This is a genomic window from Rahnella sp. BIGb0236 (genome assembly GCF_004364755.1).
In the GTDB taxonomy this organism is placed as follows: Bacteria; Pseudomonadota; Gammaproteobacteria; order Enterobacterales; family Enterobacteriaceae; genus Rahnella; species Rahnella victoriana.
Genome location: NZ_SOAO01000009.1, coordinates 82,541 through 99,077, shown reverse-complemented (window position 1 = coordinate 99,077; position 16,537 = coordinate 82,541). Strand labels below are relative to the sequence as shown.

Sequence of the window (16,537 nt, the reverse complement as noted above, 5' to 3'; positions counted from 1 at the left end):
AATACCTATGACGCTTTCACGATTAATGACGCTGCTGACGGCGGGAATGCTCTTTACCTGCGCAACCGCCACCGCACAGCCGGTGCCGCCGGTTGCTGAAAAACATCCGCATATTTTGCAGATGGCCGGAGACAGCCGGACGGACAATTATTACTGGCTGCGCGATGACCGCCGTCAGGATCCGAAGGTCCTGAATTATCTGCGTGCGGAAAATCACTACAGCGCCCGGGTGATGTCCGGCTGGGCAGCATTAACCGACACCCTGTATCAGGAAATGCGCGCCCGTCAGGGTGAACAGACCGAATCCGTGCCTTATGAACTGCATGGTTATCGCTATCAGCAACGTTATCTGCCGGGCAAAGAGTACGCGCAATATCTGCGTCAGCCGGTCAGCGGCAACGTGGTCTGGCAGACGCTGGTGGACGCCAGCCAGCGCGCGGCCGGGCACACCTATTATCAGTTTGGCGGGCTGGAAATCAGTACCGACAATCAGCAGATGGCCGTCGCCGAAGATACGCAGGGACGCCGCCAGTACAGCATCAGCCTGCGCAATCTCACTACCGGCCTCTGGCAGAACGATGTGCTGCAAAACACCTCGGGAAATATGCATTGGTCGGCGGACGGTCAGTCGCTGTTTTATATCCGCAATCATCCGCAGACGCTGATGCCGTATCAGGTTTTCCGTCACAAGACCGGCACGCCAGTGTCTCAGGATGCGCTGGTGTATGAAGAAAAGGACGGCGGATTTTATCTCGGTCTTTCGCGCACCGCCTCTGACGATTATCTGATGATCGTCAGTAGCGGCAGCACGTCTTCCGAGGTGCGGCTGATCCCTGCCGGTGAACCGCTGGCCGCGCCGCAGTTATTCGCTGCCCGCCGTCCGGGTGTCGAATATTATCTGGATCATTATCGCGGTCAGTTTTACATCCGCTCCAATTTGCACAGCCCGCATTTTGGATTGTATGAAACGCAATCCGCCGGTACGCCTTGGCAGACGCTGATTGCACCAAATCCGCAGCGGGATCTGGAAAACTTCGCCCTGTTCCGTCATCAGCTGGTGCTGCAAATCCGCGGTCAGGGACGCGTTCAGCTGGAAATGATTGACTGGAAAAGCGGACAAACACGCAATGTGGTGTTTGACGAAGAAAGTTACATGGCGTGGCTCGGTTCAAACCCGACGCCGGACACCGACAAACTGCGCTACGGCTATTCATCGATGACCACGCCGACGCGCATTTATGAATGGGACATGTCCAGCGGCACCCGCACGCTGTTGCAGGAAAAACCGGTGGAAGGCGTTAATCCGGCGAATTACGCCAGCCAGCGGCTGATGATCACCGCGCGTGACGGCGTACAAGTGCCGGTTTCACTGGTGTACCGCAAATCGTTGTTCCGCAAAGGCCACAATCCGCTGCTGGCGTACGGCTACGGCGCCTACGGCATGAGTATGGATCCGGCGTTTGGCGCCAGCCGCATCAGCCTGTTAGATCGCGGATTTGTCTTTGCCCTGATCCACGTCCGTGGCGGTGGCGAACTGGGTCAGCAATGGTATCAGCAGGGCAAACTGGAGAATAAAGCCAATACCTTCAATGACTTTATTGATGCCACGCACGCCCTGACGCAGCAAGGTTTCGGCCAGCCCGGACGGCTATACGCCATAGGCGGCAGCGCAGGCGGCCTGCTGATGGGCGCGGTGATCAATCAGGAACCGGCCCTGTTTCACGCGGTGGTGGCGCAGGTGCCTTTTGTCGATGTGCTGACCACCATGTCGGATCCGACCCTGCCGCTCACCGAAGGCGAATATCAGGAATGGGGAAATCCGGCAGAGCCTGAGGCTTATCAACGCATCAAAGCATACAGCCCGTATGACAATGTGCATCCGGCGGCCTATCCGAACTTACTGGTCACCGGCGGATTATTTGATTCACAGGTGCCGTACTGGGAACCGGCGAAATGGGTCGCCCGTTTACGCACCGTGAATCAGGGACCGTCACTGATTTTACTGACCACCGAAATGGCGGCCGGGCATGGCGGGAAATCAGGCCGTCTGAACCGGCTTAAAAATACCGCGCAGGAATACAGTTTTATTATTCAGATGGACAAAAATAATAATCATAAAAACAACAATAATAACCGCACCCCCGCTTTGTAATTTATTGGAACGCAATACTGAGCAATAAAAATTAAAAATAAAGCTTCCTGAGGGAATATGAAAAACAACCTTTTAACCGGCATGCTCAGTGCCGGTTTAGTGCTGGCCGCACCGCTGGCATTTGCTGACACCACCACAGAAACAGAAAATAAAGAAACCGTGACGTTCAGCCCGCTGAAAGTCTCGGCCGATAAACTCAGCAGTGAACATGAGGCGATGGCCAAACCCGGCGCATTCAGTTCACGCGGGGAAAATACCAACCTGCAATCTACCGATTCGGTGCTGCGCAGTATGCCTGGCACCTTCACGCAAATTGACCCGGGCCAGGGCACGGTAGACGTCAATATTCGCGGTATGTCCGGCTTTGGCCGCGTCAACACCATGATCGACGGCGTCACACAAAACTTCTACGGTTCTTCGGTGCCGGGCGGCATTTCGCACGGCTCCACCAGCAGCGCGTCCGGCGCGTTAATCGATCCGAATTTCCTGGTCGGCATTGATGTGTCACGCGGCACCAGCGCCGGTTCGGCGGGCGTCAACGCCTTAGCGGGCAGCGCCAACCTGCGTACCCTCGGCGTGGACGACGTGATTTTTTCCGGCAATCCGTTTGGCATCCGTACCCGCTTCTCGGCCGGTAACAACGGTATTGGCGAAAGCGGCATGGTGGCCGTCGCCGGGAAAACCGATGCGTTCACCGACACCGGCAGCTTCGGCATCATGGCGGCGATCAGCGGCAGTTCCATCGACGCGCAGTTTAAAAATGGCGACGGCCAGAGCAGCAGCGATTTCGGCTACGAAAAAAGTTACCGTCAGAATCCAAAATCCCAGTTAGTGAAAGTGGATATTAAGCCCGATGAATTTAACAGCGTCGAATTATCCGGCAGGCATTACGGCAATAAATTTACCCAGCGTGATATCACCAGCGACGACTTTTATCTGAAATATCATTACGCGCCTTTCTCCGAGCTGATTGATTTTAATTTAATGCTCAGCACCAGCCGCGGAAATCAGAAATACGATAACAACACGCTGTATACGTTTTATAACACCGAGGCCAGCAACCAGTCAGACGCTATTGATATTAACAACACCTCGCGCTTTGTCTTTGCCGGAACAGATATCGCCTGGAGTTACGGCAGCAAAATCATGCGCAATAAGTACGACAAAGATATCAACAGCAATGCCTGGTCTGAAGATAATCCCGACGCGGGTCAGCAGTCGATTGAGAACAATACGTTCCAGCCTTCCGGCAAGCAGGACGTTTACAGCCTGTACACCGGTCTGGAGCTGAAACGCGGCATCTGGAAAGGTAATTTTGATCTCAACTACAGCTATTACGATCTCAGCGGCTATAAACCGGCATGCGATCCGCGCGTTACCTGCTTCCCGCAGGGCGGTCAGAATATCAGCCTGACCGAAGACGGGTTTAATCCGTCCATGATGCTCTCGGCGGAGATCCGCCCGTGGTTCGAACCGTTCGTCAGTTACAGCAAATCGATGCGCGGCCCGAACGTGCAGGAAGTGTTTTTCTCTAACTCCGGCGGCGCATCGATGAATCCGTTCCTCAAAGGCGAGCGGGCGGAAACCTATCAAATCGGTTTTAACTCCGCAGCGGGTAATCTGTTATTTGAAGAGGATTCCCTGCGCCTGAAAGCCCTCTATTACACCAGCAAAATCAAAAACTATATCTACAGCGATTCCTTTATGGTGTGCCGCAACGGGCGTAAATGCAGCATCGGCGAGAACCTGCAAAACGACTGGGACGACGCCAGCGAAGACTATTCCGATACCATGTATATCTACGTTAATTCCCTGTCGCCGGTGCGCACGCACGGCGTCGAGATCGAAGCGGAATACGATACCGGCCGGGCCTTCACCCGCCTCTCTTTCAGCAAGGAGCACACCAACCAGCCGACGTCGATTGCTACCGGTTCGTTTGGCGTCGGCAACATCAACGAACTGCCGGAAATGTATTTCACCGTCGACACCGGCGTGCGTTTTCTTGATGAAAGCCTGACCGTCGGGACGCTGGTGAAATACACCGGAAAAACCCGCCGCACCTCGCCGGATCAGAATTTCAACGAAACCACCGGCGCGCTGGAAAACGAAGACATGCCGGATATTCCGACGATTATCGACCTCTACAGCACCTATGAAATTAACCGTAATCTGATGCTGAAATTCTCGGTACAGAACCTGATGGATAAAGATTATTCAGAAGCGCTGAATAAACTGAATTCGATGTATGGTCAGAATGACCCCAGCATGGCGGTGAATACCGCGCGCGGCAGAACGTATCTTGTGGGTGGCGAAATGCGTTTCTGATCCACGCCTGGCCGGGTAAAACAGAAACAAAAAGGCCACGCCGGATATTTTCCGCGTGGCCTTTTTGTTTACAACGGCAGGATTACGCCGCCGCTTTGATCGCTTTCTTCGCCGCACGACGGAAAGTGATCACACACAGCACGAAGCCGATAGCGCCCAGTCCGCCCGCCGCCAGCGGGACCGTGCTCAGCCCCATTCCGCGTTCAATCACTGCGCCGCCAACCCAGGCACCCAGTGCATTGCCGACGTTAAACGCCGCAATGTTCAGGGTGGACACCAGATTTGGCGCGTTTTTACCGTAGGTCACCACGTTAACCTGCAACGCCGGTACCGCCGCGAAATTCACCATCGCCCAGATAAACAGGGTGATTTCCGCCGCCACCAGATGCACGCTGGTGTAGCTGAACAGCACGGAGAATATGGCGATCATCAGGAACGTCATGGTCAGCGAAATACCGAGACGCCAATCCGCCAGACGCCCGCCCAGCACGTTACCGATGGTCAGACCGAGGCCGATCAGCAGCAGCGTCCAGCTGACGCCGTGCTCAGACACGCCGGTGATTTGCGTCAGGATCGGCGCGATATAAGTGAACAGCGCAAACATCGCCGCCGCAAAGAAAATGGTGATCGACAGCGACAGCCACAACCCCAGACTGCCCAGCGCCCGGATTTCCTTACGCAGGTCGGTCGGCTCTTCTTCTTTCTTATCCGGCAGCTTTTTATACAGCGCGAACAGCGACGCCACGCCAATCACCGCCACCACCCAGAAGGTGGAACGCCAGCCGAAAGCCTGTCCGAGCGCGGTACCGAGCGGCACGCCCAGCACGTTAGCCAGCGTCAGGCCGGTAAACATCAGCGCCACCGCTGAAGCACGACGGTTCGGTGCCACCAGACTGGCCGCCACCACCGCGCCAATGCCGAAGAAGGCACCGTGACACAGCGCGGTAATGACACGCGACAGCATCAGGAAACCGTAACTGTACGACAGCGCGCACATCACGTTGCCGACGATAAAAATACTCATCAGCAGTAGCAGCGTTTTCTTACGCGGCAGTTTTGCGGTCAGCACGGCCATGATCGGCGCGCCGATCGCCACGCCCAGGGCGTATCCGCTGATTAACCAGCCAGCAGAAGGAATACTGACATTCAGATCCCCCGCCACGTTGGGGAGCAACCCCATAATGACGAATTCAGTGGTACCGATGGCAAACGCGCTGAGCGCCAGTGCCAGGAGTGCGACGGGCATAAAAACTCCGGATTTTATCGTTATGAGTAAAGTCTCCGGCATTGGGCCGGACTGGCTTAAATACCACGTTGATCACACTTTTGACCAGACGCAGTCTGTGCCCTTGCTGTCTGAAAATCCGTCAGGATCGGGATTAATCTTTACATAACAATACATTGCAAAGAATGCGGTAAATACTGAAAAGGGACCGATTCCAGCCAGATGCGGGCTGCGGCGAGTCAGCGTTTTTCTTCCTGCAACGACAGCCAGCGCGGATGACCGGCAAACCACGCCACCAGAAAATCGAGCAGCGCACGCAACGCCGCTGGCATTTGCCGCCGCGACGCATAAATCGCGTAAATCCCCATTTCCTGCGGCTGCCACCCGCTGAGTAAAGCGACGAGCTGGCCGCTGGCGATCAGCGGCGCGGCTGAGTAATAAGGCTGCATCACGATCCCCGCGCCTTCGACCGCACCGGTCAGCAACACCAGCGATTCATTGGCGCTGAGATTTCCGCTCACCGGAATGGCGACCTGTTCCCCCTGCCGTTCAAACTGCCACAGGCTTTTGCCGAACCAGGTGTACGTCAGGCAATTATGCACCGCCAGATCCTGCGGATGCTGCGGCGTACCCTGCGCGGCCAGATACGCCGGAGAGGCGCAGACGACCGACGGACACAGCGCCAGCGGCCGGGCGATCAGGTTCGGATCCAGATCATTGGTAATACGCAGCGCCAGATCGATACGGTCTTCCACCAGATTGACCGCCCGGCTTTCCAGTTGCAGATCGATACTCACCTGCGGATGGCGACGTAAAAACTCGCTGACCGCAATCACTACCGCACCCTGCCCGAAAGACTGCGAGCAACTCAGGCGCAGCATTCCGCGCAACGCTTCATCGCCGGTGTCCGCCACGCTGCCCATCTCCGCCGCCACCGAGAGCATTTTCCGGCAACGTGCCAGCGTATTTTCGCCCGCATCCGTCAGGCTGAGTTTGCGGGTGGAACGGTGCAGCAGACGCGCGCCCGACCACTTTTCCATTTCCGCCAGATAACGTGTGACCATCGCCCGCGACATGTTCAGCGACTCGGCAGCATTGATCATGCTTCCCCGTTCAACGATGGCAACAAACACTTGTGCAGCGGTAATTCTGTCCATGATTCGTCCGGTTTATGCAACAAACAGTTGCGCATTATCCGGTTTTTCCCGCGGATTATGCAACGTACAGTAGAGGCTGACTGAATGTGATTATTTATGCCCCTGAGGAAAACCCATGCATCTGAAACATCTGACCCTGATCGCCGCCCTGCTGGGCAGCAGCCTGTCCGCTCACGCAGCAAGTGCGCTGAAAATGGACGTATATAACCCCGGTGAAAAAAGCGTTTTCCCGGTGTCGTCGGAAATCATTACCGGTGAAAAAGACGCGGTGCTGATCGACGCGCAGTTCCAGCGCAATGACGCCGAAAAACTGGTGGAGATGATCAGGGCGACCGGCAAGAAACTGACCACCGTGTACATCAGCCAGTCCGATCCGGATTTCTACTTCGGGCTGGATGTCATTCATGCCGCCTTCCCGGACGCCAAAATCGTCGCCACGCAGGCCACCGTCGACCAGATTAACGCCAGCAAAGACGGCAAGATGGCGTTCTGGGGACCGCAGTTAAAAGACAACGCGCCAGCATCGGTAGTGGTACCGGAGCCGCTGAAAGGCAACACATTTGAACTGGAAGGCCATAAGTTTGAGATCCAGGGCGTAGACAAAGACCGGACGTTTGTCTGGATCCCGTCGCTGAAAGCAGTAGCCGGTGGTGTGCTGGTCAATGGCAACAACATGCACGTCTGGACCGCAGATACGCAAACGCCGACCTCGCGTAAACAGTGGGTAGAATCACTGGATGAAATTGCCGCTCTGAAACCGGAAACCGTGGTGCCGGGGCATTATCTGCCGGGCGCGCCGAAAACATTGGAATCGGTGAAATTCACCCGCCAGTATCTGCTGACGCTGGAAAAAGAATTACCGAAAGCGAAAGATTCCGCCGCGCTGATCGCCGCCATGAAAAAACATTATCCGCAACTGAAAGATGATTCTTCATTAGTGCTGAGCGCGAAAGTATTGAAGGGCGAAATGAAGTGGCCACAGTGAATATAATTTTTTAATAATTAAAAACGCATCGAGGCAGAAACTCTCCTGCCTTGATTTTATTTTTAGAAATTTAAGAAACCAGCCAGATAATAAAAATCACTCAGTTATAAAAAATATTTTCTATAAAACCACTTAAATCATTTTTAGTCACATCATCCCTTCATTGAACACTCGCGGCTCTCATAATAAACTCCTGCGGCCCAACCCAAAAAGGTCAATATCTTCTGCTATTCCTTCAGAGGATGAACCTTATCTAATTAATAAAGGATTATTATGAACTGGTATTTAAAAGCATTAAAAAACTCCACTAATTTTTCAGGTCGCGCCCGGCGCAGAGAATATTGGTGGTTCGCGTTATTTAATATTCTTATTTCCGTTGGCGTGAGCATTATTGCCCTGATGTTTGGTGATGAGTATTTACTGTCTTTGCTCTACTCATTATTCGTGTTTCTTCCCTGCCTGGCATTAACCGTGCGTCGTAATCACGATGCTGGATACAGCGGCTGGTGGGTGCTGTGCCCGATTTTCAATTTTATCCTGATGTTCTTTGAAAGCGATCCGGAGGATAACCGCTTCGGCCCTTATGTGGTGGAACCTAAAGCGTAATAACGCAAAGAATTTTCGCCTGCCACTCTGACCGTTCATTTTGGCAAAAGTGTGTTGCGCCTCACGCAGCACCCGTTATACTGTTGCGTGAGGCGCAACACGCAGGATACTTCCGATGATTAAGGATTTTAAACATAAAGGACTGCGCCGGTTTTTCACTTCGGGTTCAACCGCAGGCATTAATGCGGAACACGCAAAAAAACTCAGACTCAGGCTTGCCACCCTCCATTCGGCTCAGGCTGTTCAGGATATTGACCGGCCTGGCTATTTGTTGCACGCCCTCGCGGGTTCGCGAAAGAGAGAATGGGCAATAACGGTCTCTGGCAACTGGCGTCTTACCTTTGAATTTATTGATGGAAATGCTTACATCGTCAATTACGAGGATTATCACTGATGAACATGCATAACCCCCCTCATCCCGGCGAACTGATTGCAGAAACGCTTGAAGAACTGAATGTCAGTGTGCGTGAATTTTCCCGCGCACTGCACATAGCGCCCTCTACTGCACAGCGTATTGTGAGCGGGAAGATGGCAGTGACACCGGAAATGGCGGTAAAGCTCGCGGCCGTGCTGGGCAGTTCTGCCGAATATTGGCTGAATCTGCAAGCAAACCGCAGTTTATGGATTGCGGAACAAACCGTCGATATTAGCGGATTACACCGACTGGCAATGACGTTAAAACCCGCCTGAGGCGGGTTAGTTATAATGAGCAAAACTTACGGCGTCACCCGCACAAACTCGCCTTCGGCGCGCACGTTGTGGCCGAAACCGCAGTCATTCAGGGTGTGCAAGTTAACGCTCTGCGGGGCGAAGTTCATCTCCACGCTGCATTCACCGCCACCGGCGGAGGCGTCGTCGGTTTCATGATAGACGGCGTGATTGTCTTTAATCGCCGTGACGACTGAAAACTCACCGATATTCGGGCCGTAATACAACGACATCTGCCCCATATACAGTCCGCTGAAATCGATTTTAAACTGCGCTTCTTCCGCTTTGACCTCCAGCAGATTCCAGCTGCCGAAACCGGCGTATTGCCAGTAAAGCCCGGCCGGACTTTGCGACGGCGGCATGGCATCCAGTTTTGGCTGGATCAGACTCAGGTTGTATTGTGATTTTTTGTCAGCAGGCGCCAGCATCAGCCAGGCTTTGGCTTTCAGCAGATCCCCCTGCTTAATGTAGGTCAGCGCGATGTTGTTGTAGGCCGTGGCGATCTGGTCCTGCGGCTTGTGACAAAACTCGCTCCATGCCACCTGATTGCGGAAAATTTCCCGCGCTTTGCCCATATCGCCCTGCGAATAAGCCACTTTGCCGGCAGACGCATAAATGCCTGCTTTGACACAGTCGGCCTCAATATCAGGTTCATCAATCTGAGCAAACGCCTGAACACTGGCAAAACATCCTGCCACCAGCAGTAAATTCACTGCGACTTTCATCAAACATCCTTCTACTTTTGTGGTCTACAGAGCTTCGTGCTGGAAAAACATCCTTACAAGTGGCTCATTGCCCTATCGCACTGAGGCACTCATTCTGGGATGATTGGATTCACAACATATCGATTACACATGGCTATTATGACTAAAATTCCTGGGAAATCGGCGCAATGGGGCGCCGTCTGGCAGTTAATTAAGCCTTACTGGCGCTCAGAAGAAAAGTGGCGTGCCTGGGGCATGTTGACCACGATCATCATCCTTTCGCTGGCCGGTGTATACCTCAGCGTGCAGTTTAACGAATGGAACCGCGTTTTTTATGACGCGCTGCAAAACAGAAACTATCCGGTTTTCAAAGCCCAGCTGTGGAAATTTACCTGGCTGGCGCTGCTGTTTATCGTGATTGCCATCTACCGTGTCTACCTGACGCAGGGCCTGCAAATGAGCTGGCGGCGCTGGATGACCGAAGAGTATATGGAGAAGTGGCTGACCAATCACGCCTATTATTACACGGAGTACCAGCATCAGGTGGATAACCCCGATCAGCGTATTTCCGACGACCTGAATGCCCTGACCAGCGGAACCCTGTCTCTGGTGCTCGGCCTGCTGTCGAGCGTGGTCACGCTGTTCTCCTTCGTGTTTATTTTGTGGTCGATCAGCGGACCGCTGAACTTTATGCTGGCAGGCCATCATGTTGAAATCCCCGGCTATATGCTGTGGTTCGCGCTGCTGTATGCCGCCATCGGTTCCTTCATTATCTGGTATATCGGTAAGCCGCTGGTAAAACTCGGATTTAATCAGGAATGGTTCGAGGCGAACTTCCGTTTTGGCCTGATCCGTATCCGCGAAAACAGCGACGCTATCGCGCTGTATCACGGTGAGAAAAACGAGCACGACCAGCTGACCGGTAAGTTTGAATCCATCAAAACCAACTGGTGGTCAATCATGCGCGTGACCCGTCGCCTGAACGTGGCCTCCAACTTTTATGCGCAGTTTGCCAACATCTTCCCGATCCTGGTGGCATCGCCGCGCTATTTCTCCGGCGCGATCCAGATGGGTGCGCTGATGCAGATTTCCTCGGCGTTCGGTCAGGTACAGGGCGCGTTGTCCTGGTTTATCGATGCCTTTACCGATCTGGCGAACTGGAAAGCCACCGTTAACCGTCTGGCCGGTTTTAATGCGGCCATCGATCAGGTGAACGCTCAGCCGCGTGGGATCCGCGTCGGCAAGAGTGCGGAACATGCCCTGCAACTCGATAAACTGACGCTGAACCTGCCGAACGGTAATCCGCTGTTCTGCGACATTTCTGCGGCAATGAAACCGGGCGAACGTGTGCTGATCGCCGGGCCTTCCGGCTGCGGTAAATCCACCCTGCTGCGCGCCATTGCCGGTATCTGGCCGTACGGTTCTGGCAATATTGCGCTGGCGGAAGGCAAGCGTTATCTGTTCCTGCCGCAGCGCAGTTATATTCCGATTGGTACCTTGCGCGACGCGCTGAGTTACCCCGATGCCAGCCGCGAATATACCGATGAACGTCTGCAGGAAGTGCTGACGCAATGCCGTCTGCCGCATCTGGCGGCGGTAGAAATTCTGGATGATTACGCCAACTGGAGCCAGCGCCTGTCGCCGGGTGAACAACAGCGTCTGTCCTTTGCCCGCGCCCTGTTGATCAAACCGGATACGCTGTTCCTCGACGAAGCCACCAGCGCACTGGATGACGAAACCGAGCAACAGGTATACGCTCTGCTGCTGAGTGAATTGCCGGAAACCTCGGTCATCAGCGTGGCGCACCGTAATTCGGTCGCGAAATACCATCAGCACTGCTGGCGGTTCAGGAATCAGGAAAACGGTCCGTGCGGATTCACCTCCAGCCCGTTGATGCCTGAATAACGCCTGACCTACAGCGGTCGCGTGGAAATGCAGAAAGGTTGCTGATGTCAGCAACCTTTCTTTTTTGTGTGCTGAAACCCATTTCGGACAGAAAATCAACGGCCTGATTGGCTCAAATGTATAGCCGTCTATACAATTATTCTTAAGGTATTTTTTAGGGAACGGAGGTCAGGTTTGATGAAGATAGATAAAAACTCGTTCACACCGCTTTACCTGCAGATTGAGCAGCAACTGACCGAAAAAATCAGTGCAGGCGACATCAGACCCGGTGACCCGATCCCGACCGAAGCGGCACTGTGTGAGATTTATGGCGTGTCCCGCATGACCGCGCGTAAAGCCGTGGATTATCTGGTGCGTCAGGGGCGTGTGGCCCGGTTTCGCGGCCGCGGCACCTTTGTGGTCGAACCGCCAAAACAGCAGAAGATCATCCTGCCTCTCGACCGGCATCTGACCGCCAGCGAAGTGGCACAGGAAAGTAACCAGCGGATTGAAAATCAGGTGCTGGAATTTCGCCGATTGCCCGCCAGTGAAGAGATCGCCCGCGAGCTGAACATTGCCGCCGGCACCGAAGTCTATTTTATGATCCGCCTGCGACTGCTGGGCGATGAGCCGTTTGTTTACGAGCAATGCTGGATGATGTGCGACCGCTTCCCGGATATCACCCGCGCCGCCATGACATCGTCAAAGTACGCGTATATCCGCTCAAAAGGTTTTCAGCCCGCAGGCAGCACCAAACTGATTTCGGCAGAACTGCCGTCCAACGAAATCCGTCTCGCACTCAACCTGTCCCGCGACCAGCCGGTGCTGCATTCTCATGCCATCGTCTCGTTCACCGACGGCACGCTGTTCGAAGTCTCTGATGTCTATTACAACCAGAAAAACTATGGCTTCAGCGTCCATGCCAAAGTCAAAAGCTGACGGCCGTCAGGCGATGCCCGACAACTCAGCTTTCACCAGATTCGCCACCTGTTCGACCTGCGGGCCGTAAATCACATGGATGTCCGTGTCGGTGATGCGCTTGACGCCTGCCGCGCCGGTTTTCATTAATGTGCCATCCTGCACCTGCGCCATATCTTTCACCTTCACGCGCAGACGGGTGAAACAGCAATCCACCGCCGTGATATTCCCCTCGCCGCCCAGCCCGATGATGATATTTTTGGTTTTTTCGCCCGTTCCCTGCGCTGGTTTCGCGCGTTCTTCCGCATCGTTTTCGTCTTCACGCCCCGGCGTTTTGATCTGCATCCGCAGGATCACCCAGCGGAAAGTGAAGTAATATAGCGGCGCATAGATCAACCCGAGGATCAGCGGATACCACCAGTGTGTACGGCTGCCGCCAAGCACGCCGAAGATCAGGAAGTCGATCGCCCCGCCCTGTACGTTACCGATCATCACATGCAGCATCTGCATCAGCACAAACGACAACCCGGTCAGCACCGCATGCAGGATATACAGCACCGGCGAGACGAAAATAAAGCAGAACTCCAGCGGTTCCGTGATCCCGGTGGTAAACGACGCCAGTCCGCCCGCCAGCATCAGGGCTTTCACGCGGCCTTTATGTTCCGGCCGCGCGCAGTGATACATCGCCAGCGCCGCTGCCGGTAAGCCGAACATCATCACCGGAATTTTCCCCTGCGCCAGGAAACGCGTTGCCTGCTGCGTGACCGCATCGGGGATCATTCCCGGATTCGCCAGCGCGGCGTTGAAGATATTCAGCGCGCCGACAATGCTCTGGTTATCGACCGTGGTCACCCCGCCGATCGGCGTGAAGCGCACGGTTTCATTGATGATGTGATGCAATCCGGTCGGGATCAGCAAGCGTTCAGACGTGGCATAAATAAAGGTACCGATCTCCCCCGTGCGGCCGATCAGCTCGCCGATCCACTGGATCCCCTGCGCGATGGCAGGCCAGATCAGCGACAGCAACACACCGACGATCGGCAGCACCAGCACGGTAATGATCGGCACAAAACGACGACCGCCGAAAAACGCCACCGCCGTTGGCAGCACGATGGTGTAAAACCGGTTATGCAGCCACATGGTGATCAAACCGACCAGCACCCCGCCCAGCACGCTCATGTTGTAGGTGAAAATCCCCAGCGTGTTGGTGAACTCGGCGGCATAAATCATCGCATCGCTTTCGGTCATGCCTTTGGCCATGAGTTTGGCGACCGTAATGGTTTCCGGCGTAATCCCCTGCGCCAGCAGACTGTAATTCACCCCAACGTGCAGCCCGACAAAGCCGATCACGGCGGAAAAGGCCGCAGTGGCCTTCTCTGCATTGGCCAGCCCCATGGCGGTCGCGACAGCAAAGAACAGCGGCAGGTTGGCGAACAGCGCCCCGGATACCTGACGGATAAAGCCGATCACCAGCTGCAATGTTTTCATCTGCGTGAAGGCTTCACCCGTGACCGCCGGGTTCTGCAATGCGGCTGCCAGACCTAAGAAAATCCCGGCGGCGGCAATCACCGAGATAGGCGTCATCAGGGCTTTACCCAGATCGTGAACCTTGCTGCCAAGTTTTATCATCTGTCTTCCCTCAGTTCGCTGGCTAAAAATAAGCCGATAATTGAGTTAAGTCACAGAATGTATAGTTGTATAGACATAGCAGTCAGGAGTATGAAAGGGATCACAGTTTTGCGGACGGGAAACAGGTGAGGGGGGGGAGGAAAAGCCAAAAGTGAAAATTCAGCCGGAAACATACGGGGGAAGAGCTGATATGTTCCGGCTGCGGACACTGATGCGGGGCGAAACTTACTTATACACGTCTGCCGTGGCATTCACGCGGTTCGCTTCATCTGCGGCAATCACCACAAAGTATTTACCGCCCTTTTCATCAGCCAGACGCGATAATTCAGCTTTCGCATCCATCGGTGAAGAAACCTCGCCGGTGGTATTAATGACGCCGATTTTCTCGTATTCCTTTGCCTGGTCGCGGGTAATTTCCTGAGCGGCCATCGCGCCAAACGAGAAAGTCCCCAGTAATACGGCTGCTGCAGCTACTTTTAAAGTCTTCATAATCACTCCTTTTGATTGGCCTGAAGGCTTAGTAAATCTGCGTGTATTATCGCCACGAATCATAAGTACAACAAGTAAACAGAGGTAAAGTTATCTGCTTTATCTATAGGTTGTGTCGAAGAAAGGCCGGAAAGGTAAAGGCGAAAAAAAGCCCACATCGGACTGTGGGCACGGGGGTTGCAACTGGCCGTCGTTCAGAACGGCTGGCAACAAGCAAATGTGAGAACTGCTCGCTCTCGGGCCTTAAGGTAACGGCAGTCGCCCGGATCCTTCAGCCTTTTCTGGTAAGCAGCAGGTTAAAATGTATAAATATGTTTGATCTGCATCACAGTTTTTTAACACCTAACAATTCATTCACTTTTAGAATATTCCGCTGATAATTATTCTTAGGGTCTATTAATTAGTTTACTAAGTAATGACTTTACGATCCTATCTCACTGCACGAAAAGATTAAAACCTCATAATAACAAGGGATTATACAGCAACATTCTCCTCATATTTTGAAACATCGAAACATGGGTGATGACAAAATCCTGACACAGAGAACTCAGGCGCTCTCGTATAGTGGAGGACTTGTTGAGAATGGTTATTCTCAATTCCCCAAAAAGAGTGAATTCTATGCGCCTGAAGTTACTTTCTGTCAGTACAGTTGTACTGCTTTCCGCATGTGATGGTTCCGCCGGTTCTGCTGCCCCGGCAGCGCAGGTGCCTGCGGTAAATGTCGTGACGTTACACAGCCAGCCCGTAACCCTGACCACCCGACTGCCCGGCCGCACCACCGCCGTGCGCAGCGCGGAAGTCCGCCCGCAGGTTAACGGCGTGATCCAGAAACGTCTGTTTGTGGAAGGCAGCGAGGTCAAAGCCGGTCAGCAGCTTTATCAGATTGATCCGTCCACCTATCAGGCGGCTTTCGATCGCGCGATGGCGACCTGGAAAAGCGCCGATGCCACTGCCCGCCGTTACAAACCGCTGGTGGATGCTCAGGCCGTCAGCCGTCAGCAATATGACGATGCCGTCGCCGCCGAGCGCGAAGCCGCCGCCGATGTCGAAACTGCCCGCGTAAACCTGCAATACACTAAAGTGTACGCGCCGATTTCCGGTCACATTGGCCGCTCGCTGTATACCGAAGGGGCGCTGGTGACCAGCGGCCAGACCGCGTATCTGACCACTATCGATCAGCTCAATCCTATCTATGTCGACGTCAACGAATCCTCGCAGGATTTACTGAGACTGCGCCGCGCGCTGGCGTCCGGCAAGTTGCAGTCCGCTGGCGACAACGCCGCGCAGGCCACCCTGACGCTGGAAGATGGCAGCCAATACGCCCTGCCGGGCAAGCTGGAATTCTCTGAAGTCACCGTGTCGCAAAGCACCGGTTCCGTCACCTTGCGCGCCTCGTTCCCGAACCCGCACGACGAACTGCTGCCGGGCATGTTTGTTCACGCTCAGTTGCAACAGGGTGTAGATGACAAAGGCATTCTTGTGCCGCAGGAAGCCATCATGCATGACGTGAAAGGCGCGCCTTATGTCTATGTGGTGAAAGCCGATAACACCGTCGAGCAGCGTTCCGTCACCACCGGCCAGATGATGAACGGCAACTGGTTAGTCAGTCAGGGATTGAACGACGGCGACAAAGTGATCACCGACGGATTACAGAACGTCAGGCCGGGTGCCAAAGTCAACGCCACCGAGCGCAAAGCCAGTGCCCCTGCCGAACAGGCTAATCTCGCGATGACCGATCCTTCCGCGCAATAGGTG

Annotated in this window: 14 protein-coding genes; 9 read left to right on the top strand and 5 right to left on the bottom strand. The window is 54.3% G+C overall.

Annotated features, from left to right (window positions below):
- The first annotated feature begins 7 nt into the window (after positions 1-7).
- Together EDF78_RS17705 and EDF78_RS17700 are read left to right on the top strand one after the other, a co-directional pair.
- The gene (locus EDF78_RS17705) at positions 8-2,152 is read left to right on the top strand and encodes a S9 family peptidase (protein ID WP_133823591.1); all 2,145 of its coding nucleotides are present in this window, start codon (positions 8-10) and stop codon (positions 2,150-2,152) included.
- A 57-nt stretch (positions 2,153-2,209) separates the two neighbouring features.
- Positions 2,210-4,477 carry a TonB-dependent receptor gene (locus EDF78_RS17700; RefSeq protein WP_133823590.1) on the top strand — a complete coding sequence of 756 codons (2,268 nt, stop codon included), beginning with the start codon at positions 2,210-2,212 and terminating at the stop codon, positions 4,475-4,477.
- An 82-nt stretch (positions 4,478-4,559) separates the two neighbouring features.
- On the opposite strand, the gene EDF78_RS17695 is transcribed toward EDF78_RS17700, so the two are convergent.
- Positions 4,560-5,723 (bottom strand): MFS transporter, encoded by a 1,164-nt coding sequence (locus EDF78_RS17695; protein WP_095923270.1) that lies wholly within the window; start codon positions 5,721-5,723, stop codon positions 4,560-4,562.
- Positions 5,724-5,941: 218 nt separating this feature from the next.
- Positions 5,942-6,859, bottom strand: a complete 918-nt coding sequence (locus tag EDF78_RS17690) for a LysR family transcriptional regulator (protein ID WP_119822857.1) — start codon at positions 6,857-6,859, stop codon at positions 5,942-5,944.
- Between the two features lie 115 nt (positions 6,860-6,974).
- Between EDF78_RS17690 and EDF78_RS17685 the strand changes: the two genes are divergently transcribed.
- From EDF78_RS17685 to EDF78_RS17670, 4 genes are all read left to right on the top strand, one after another.
- Entirely contained in the window at positions 6,975-7,844 is an 870-nt protein-coding gene (locus EDF78_RS17685; protein ID WP_133823589.1) for an MBL fold metallo-hydrolase, read from the top strand.
- Positions 7,845-8,117: 273 nt separating this feature from the next.
- The gene (locus EDF78_RS17680) at positions 8,118-8,450 is read left to right on the top strand and encodes a DUF805 domain-containing protein (protein WP_133823588.1); all 333 of its coding nucleotides are present in this window, start codon (positions 8,118-8,120) and stop codon (positions 8,448-8,450) included.
- A gap of 115 nt (positions 8,451-8,565) precedes the next feature.
- Positions 8,566-8,844 carry a type II toxin-antitoxin system RelE/ParE family toxin gene (locus EDF78_RS17675; protein WP_133823587.1) on the top strand — a complete coding sequence of 93 codons (279 nt, stop codon included), beginning with the start codon at positions 8,566-8,568 and terminating at the stop codon, positions 8,842-8,844.
- Positions 8,844-9,140, top strand: a complete 297-nt coding sequence (locus tag EDF78_RS17670; protein ID WP_095923275.1) for a HigA family addiction module antitoxin — start codon at positions 8,844-8,846, stop codon at positions 9,138-9,140. The genes EDF78_RS17675 and EDF78_RS17670 overlap by 1 nt, the downstream gene beginning before the upstream one ends.
- Positions 9,141-9,166: 26 nt before the next feature.
- Here the strand turns inward: EDF78_RS17670 and EDF78_RS17665 are convergent, their stop codons facing one another.
- Positions 9,167-9,883, bottom strand: a complete 717-nt coding sequence (locus tag EDF78_RS17665) for a tetratricopeptide repeat protein (RefSeq protein WP_095923276.1) — start codon at positions 9,881-9,883, stop codon at positions 9,167-9,169.
- Positions 9,884-10,012: 129 nt separating this feature from the next.
- Here EDF78_RS17665 and EDF78_RS17660 point away from each other — a divergent pair, with 129 nt between their 5' ends.
- Positions 10,013-11,767 (top strand): ABC transporter ATP-binding protein/permease, encoded by a 1,755-nt coding sequence (locus EDF78_RS17660; RefSeq protein ID WP_119822863.1) that lies wholly within the window; start codon positions 10,013-10,015, stop codon positions 11,765-11,767.
- Positions 11,768-11,944: 177 nt separating this feature from the next.
- A complete protein-coding gene (locus tag EDF78_RS17655; RefSeq protein ID WP_119822865.1) occupies positions 11,945-12,685 on the top strand; it encodes a GntR family transcriptional regulator in 741 nt (246 codons plus the stop codon).
- Positions 12,686-12,691: 6 nt separating this feature from the next.
- Here EDF78_RS17655 and EDF78_RS17650 read toward each other — a convergent pair whose 3' ends face one another.
- The gene (locus EDF78_RS17650; RefSeq protein ID WP_133823586.1) at positions 12,692-14,293 is read right to left on the bottom strand and encodes a PTS transporter subunit EIIC; all 1,602 of its coding nucleotides are present in this window, start codon (positions 14,291-14,293) and stop codon (positions 12,692-12,694) included.
- Between the two features lie 225 nt (positions 14,294-14,518).
- Positions 14,519-14,782, bottom strand: coding sequence for a YdgH/BhsA/McbA-like domain containing protein (locus tag EDF78_RS17645; RefSeq protein WP_095923280.1), 264 nt, complete (start codon positions 14,780-14,782; stop codon positions 14,519-14,521).
- Between the two features lie 618 nt (positions 14,783-15,400).
- Here EDF78_RS17645 and EDF78_RS17640 point away from each other — a divergent pair.
- On the top strand, positions 15,401-16,534 hold the full coding sequence (locus tag EDF78_RS17640; protein WP_133823585.1) for an efflux RND transporter periplasmic adaptor subunit: 1,134 nt from the start codon (positions 15,401-15,403) through the stop codon (positions 16,532-16,534).
- Positions 16,535-16,537: the final 3 nt, after the last annotated feature.

Bases quoted from the DNA above. Each gene is read 5' to 3' on its own strand.
- EDF78_RS17670 (WP_095923275.1), top strand. From the start codon at position 8,844: ATGAACATGCATAACCCCCCTCATCCCGGCGAACTGATTGCAGAAACG.
- EDF78_RS17655 (WP_119822865.1), top strand. From the start codon at position 11,945: ATGAAGATAGATAAAAACTCGTTCACACCGCTTTACCTGCAGATTGAG.
- EDF78_RS17680 (WP_133823588.1), top strand. From the start codon at position 8,118: ATGAACTGGTATTTAAAAGCATTAAAAAACTCCACTAATTTTTCAGGT.
- EDF78_RS17700 (WP_133823590.1), top strand. From the start codon at position 2,210: ATGAAAAACAACCTTTTAACCGGCATGCTCAGTGCCGGTTTAGTGCTG.
- EDF78_RS17695 (WP_095923270.1), bottom strand. From the start codon at position 5,723: ATGCCCGTCGCACTCCTGGCACTGGCGCTCAGCGCGTTTGCCATCGGT.
- EDF78_RS17690 (WP_119822857.1), bottom strand. From the start codon at position 6,859: ATGGACAGAATTACCGCTGCACAAGTGTTTGTTGCCATCGTTGAACGG.
- EDF78_RS17640 (WP_133823585.1), top strand. From the start codon at position 15,401: ATGCGCCTGAAGTTACTTTCTGTCAGTACAGTTGTACTGCTTTCCGCA.
- EDF78_RS17650 (WP_133823586.1), bottom strand. From the start codon at position 14,293: ATGATAAAACTTGGCAGCAAGGTTCACGATCTGGGTAAAGCCCTGATG.
- EDF78_RS17685 (WP_133823589.1), top strand. From the start codon at position 6,975: ATGCATCTGAAACATCTGACCCTGATCGCCGCCCTGCTGGGCAGCAGC.
- EDF78_RS17675 (WP_133823587.1), top strand. From the start codon at position 8,566: ATGATTAAGGATTTTAAACATAAAGGACTGCGCCGGTTTTTCACTTCG.
- EDF78_RS17665 (WP_095923276.1), bottom strand. From the start codon at position 9,883: ATGAAAGTCGCAGTGAATTTACTGCTGGTGGCAGGATGTTTTGCCAGT.
- EDF78_RS17705 (WP_133823591.1), top strand. From the start codon at position 8: ATGACGCTTTCACGATTAATGACGCTGCTGACGGCGGGAATGCTCTTT.
- EDF78_RS17660 (WP_119822863.1), top strand. From the start codon at position 10,013: ATGGCTATTATGACTAAAATTCCTGGGAAATCGGCGCAATGGGGCGCC.
- EDF78_RS17645 (WP_095923280.1), bottom strand. From the start codon at position 14,782: ATGAAGACTTTAAAAGTAGCTGCAGCAGCCGTATTACTGGGGACTTTC.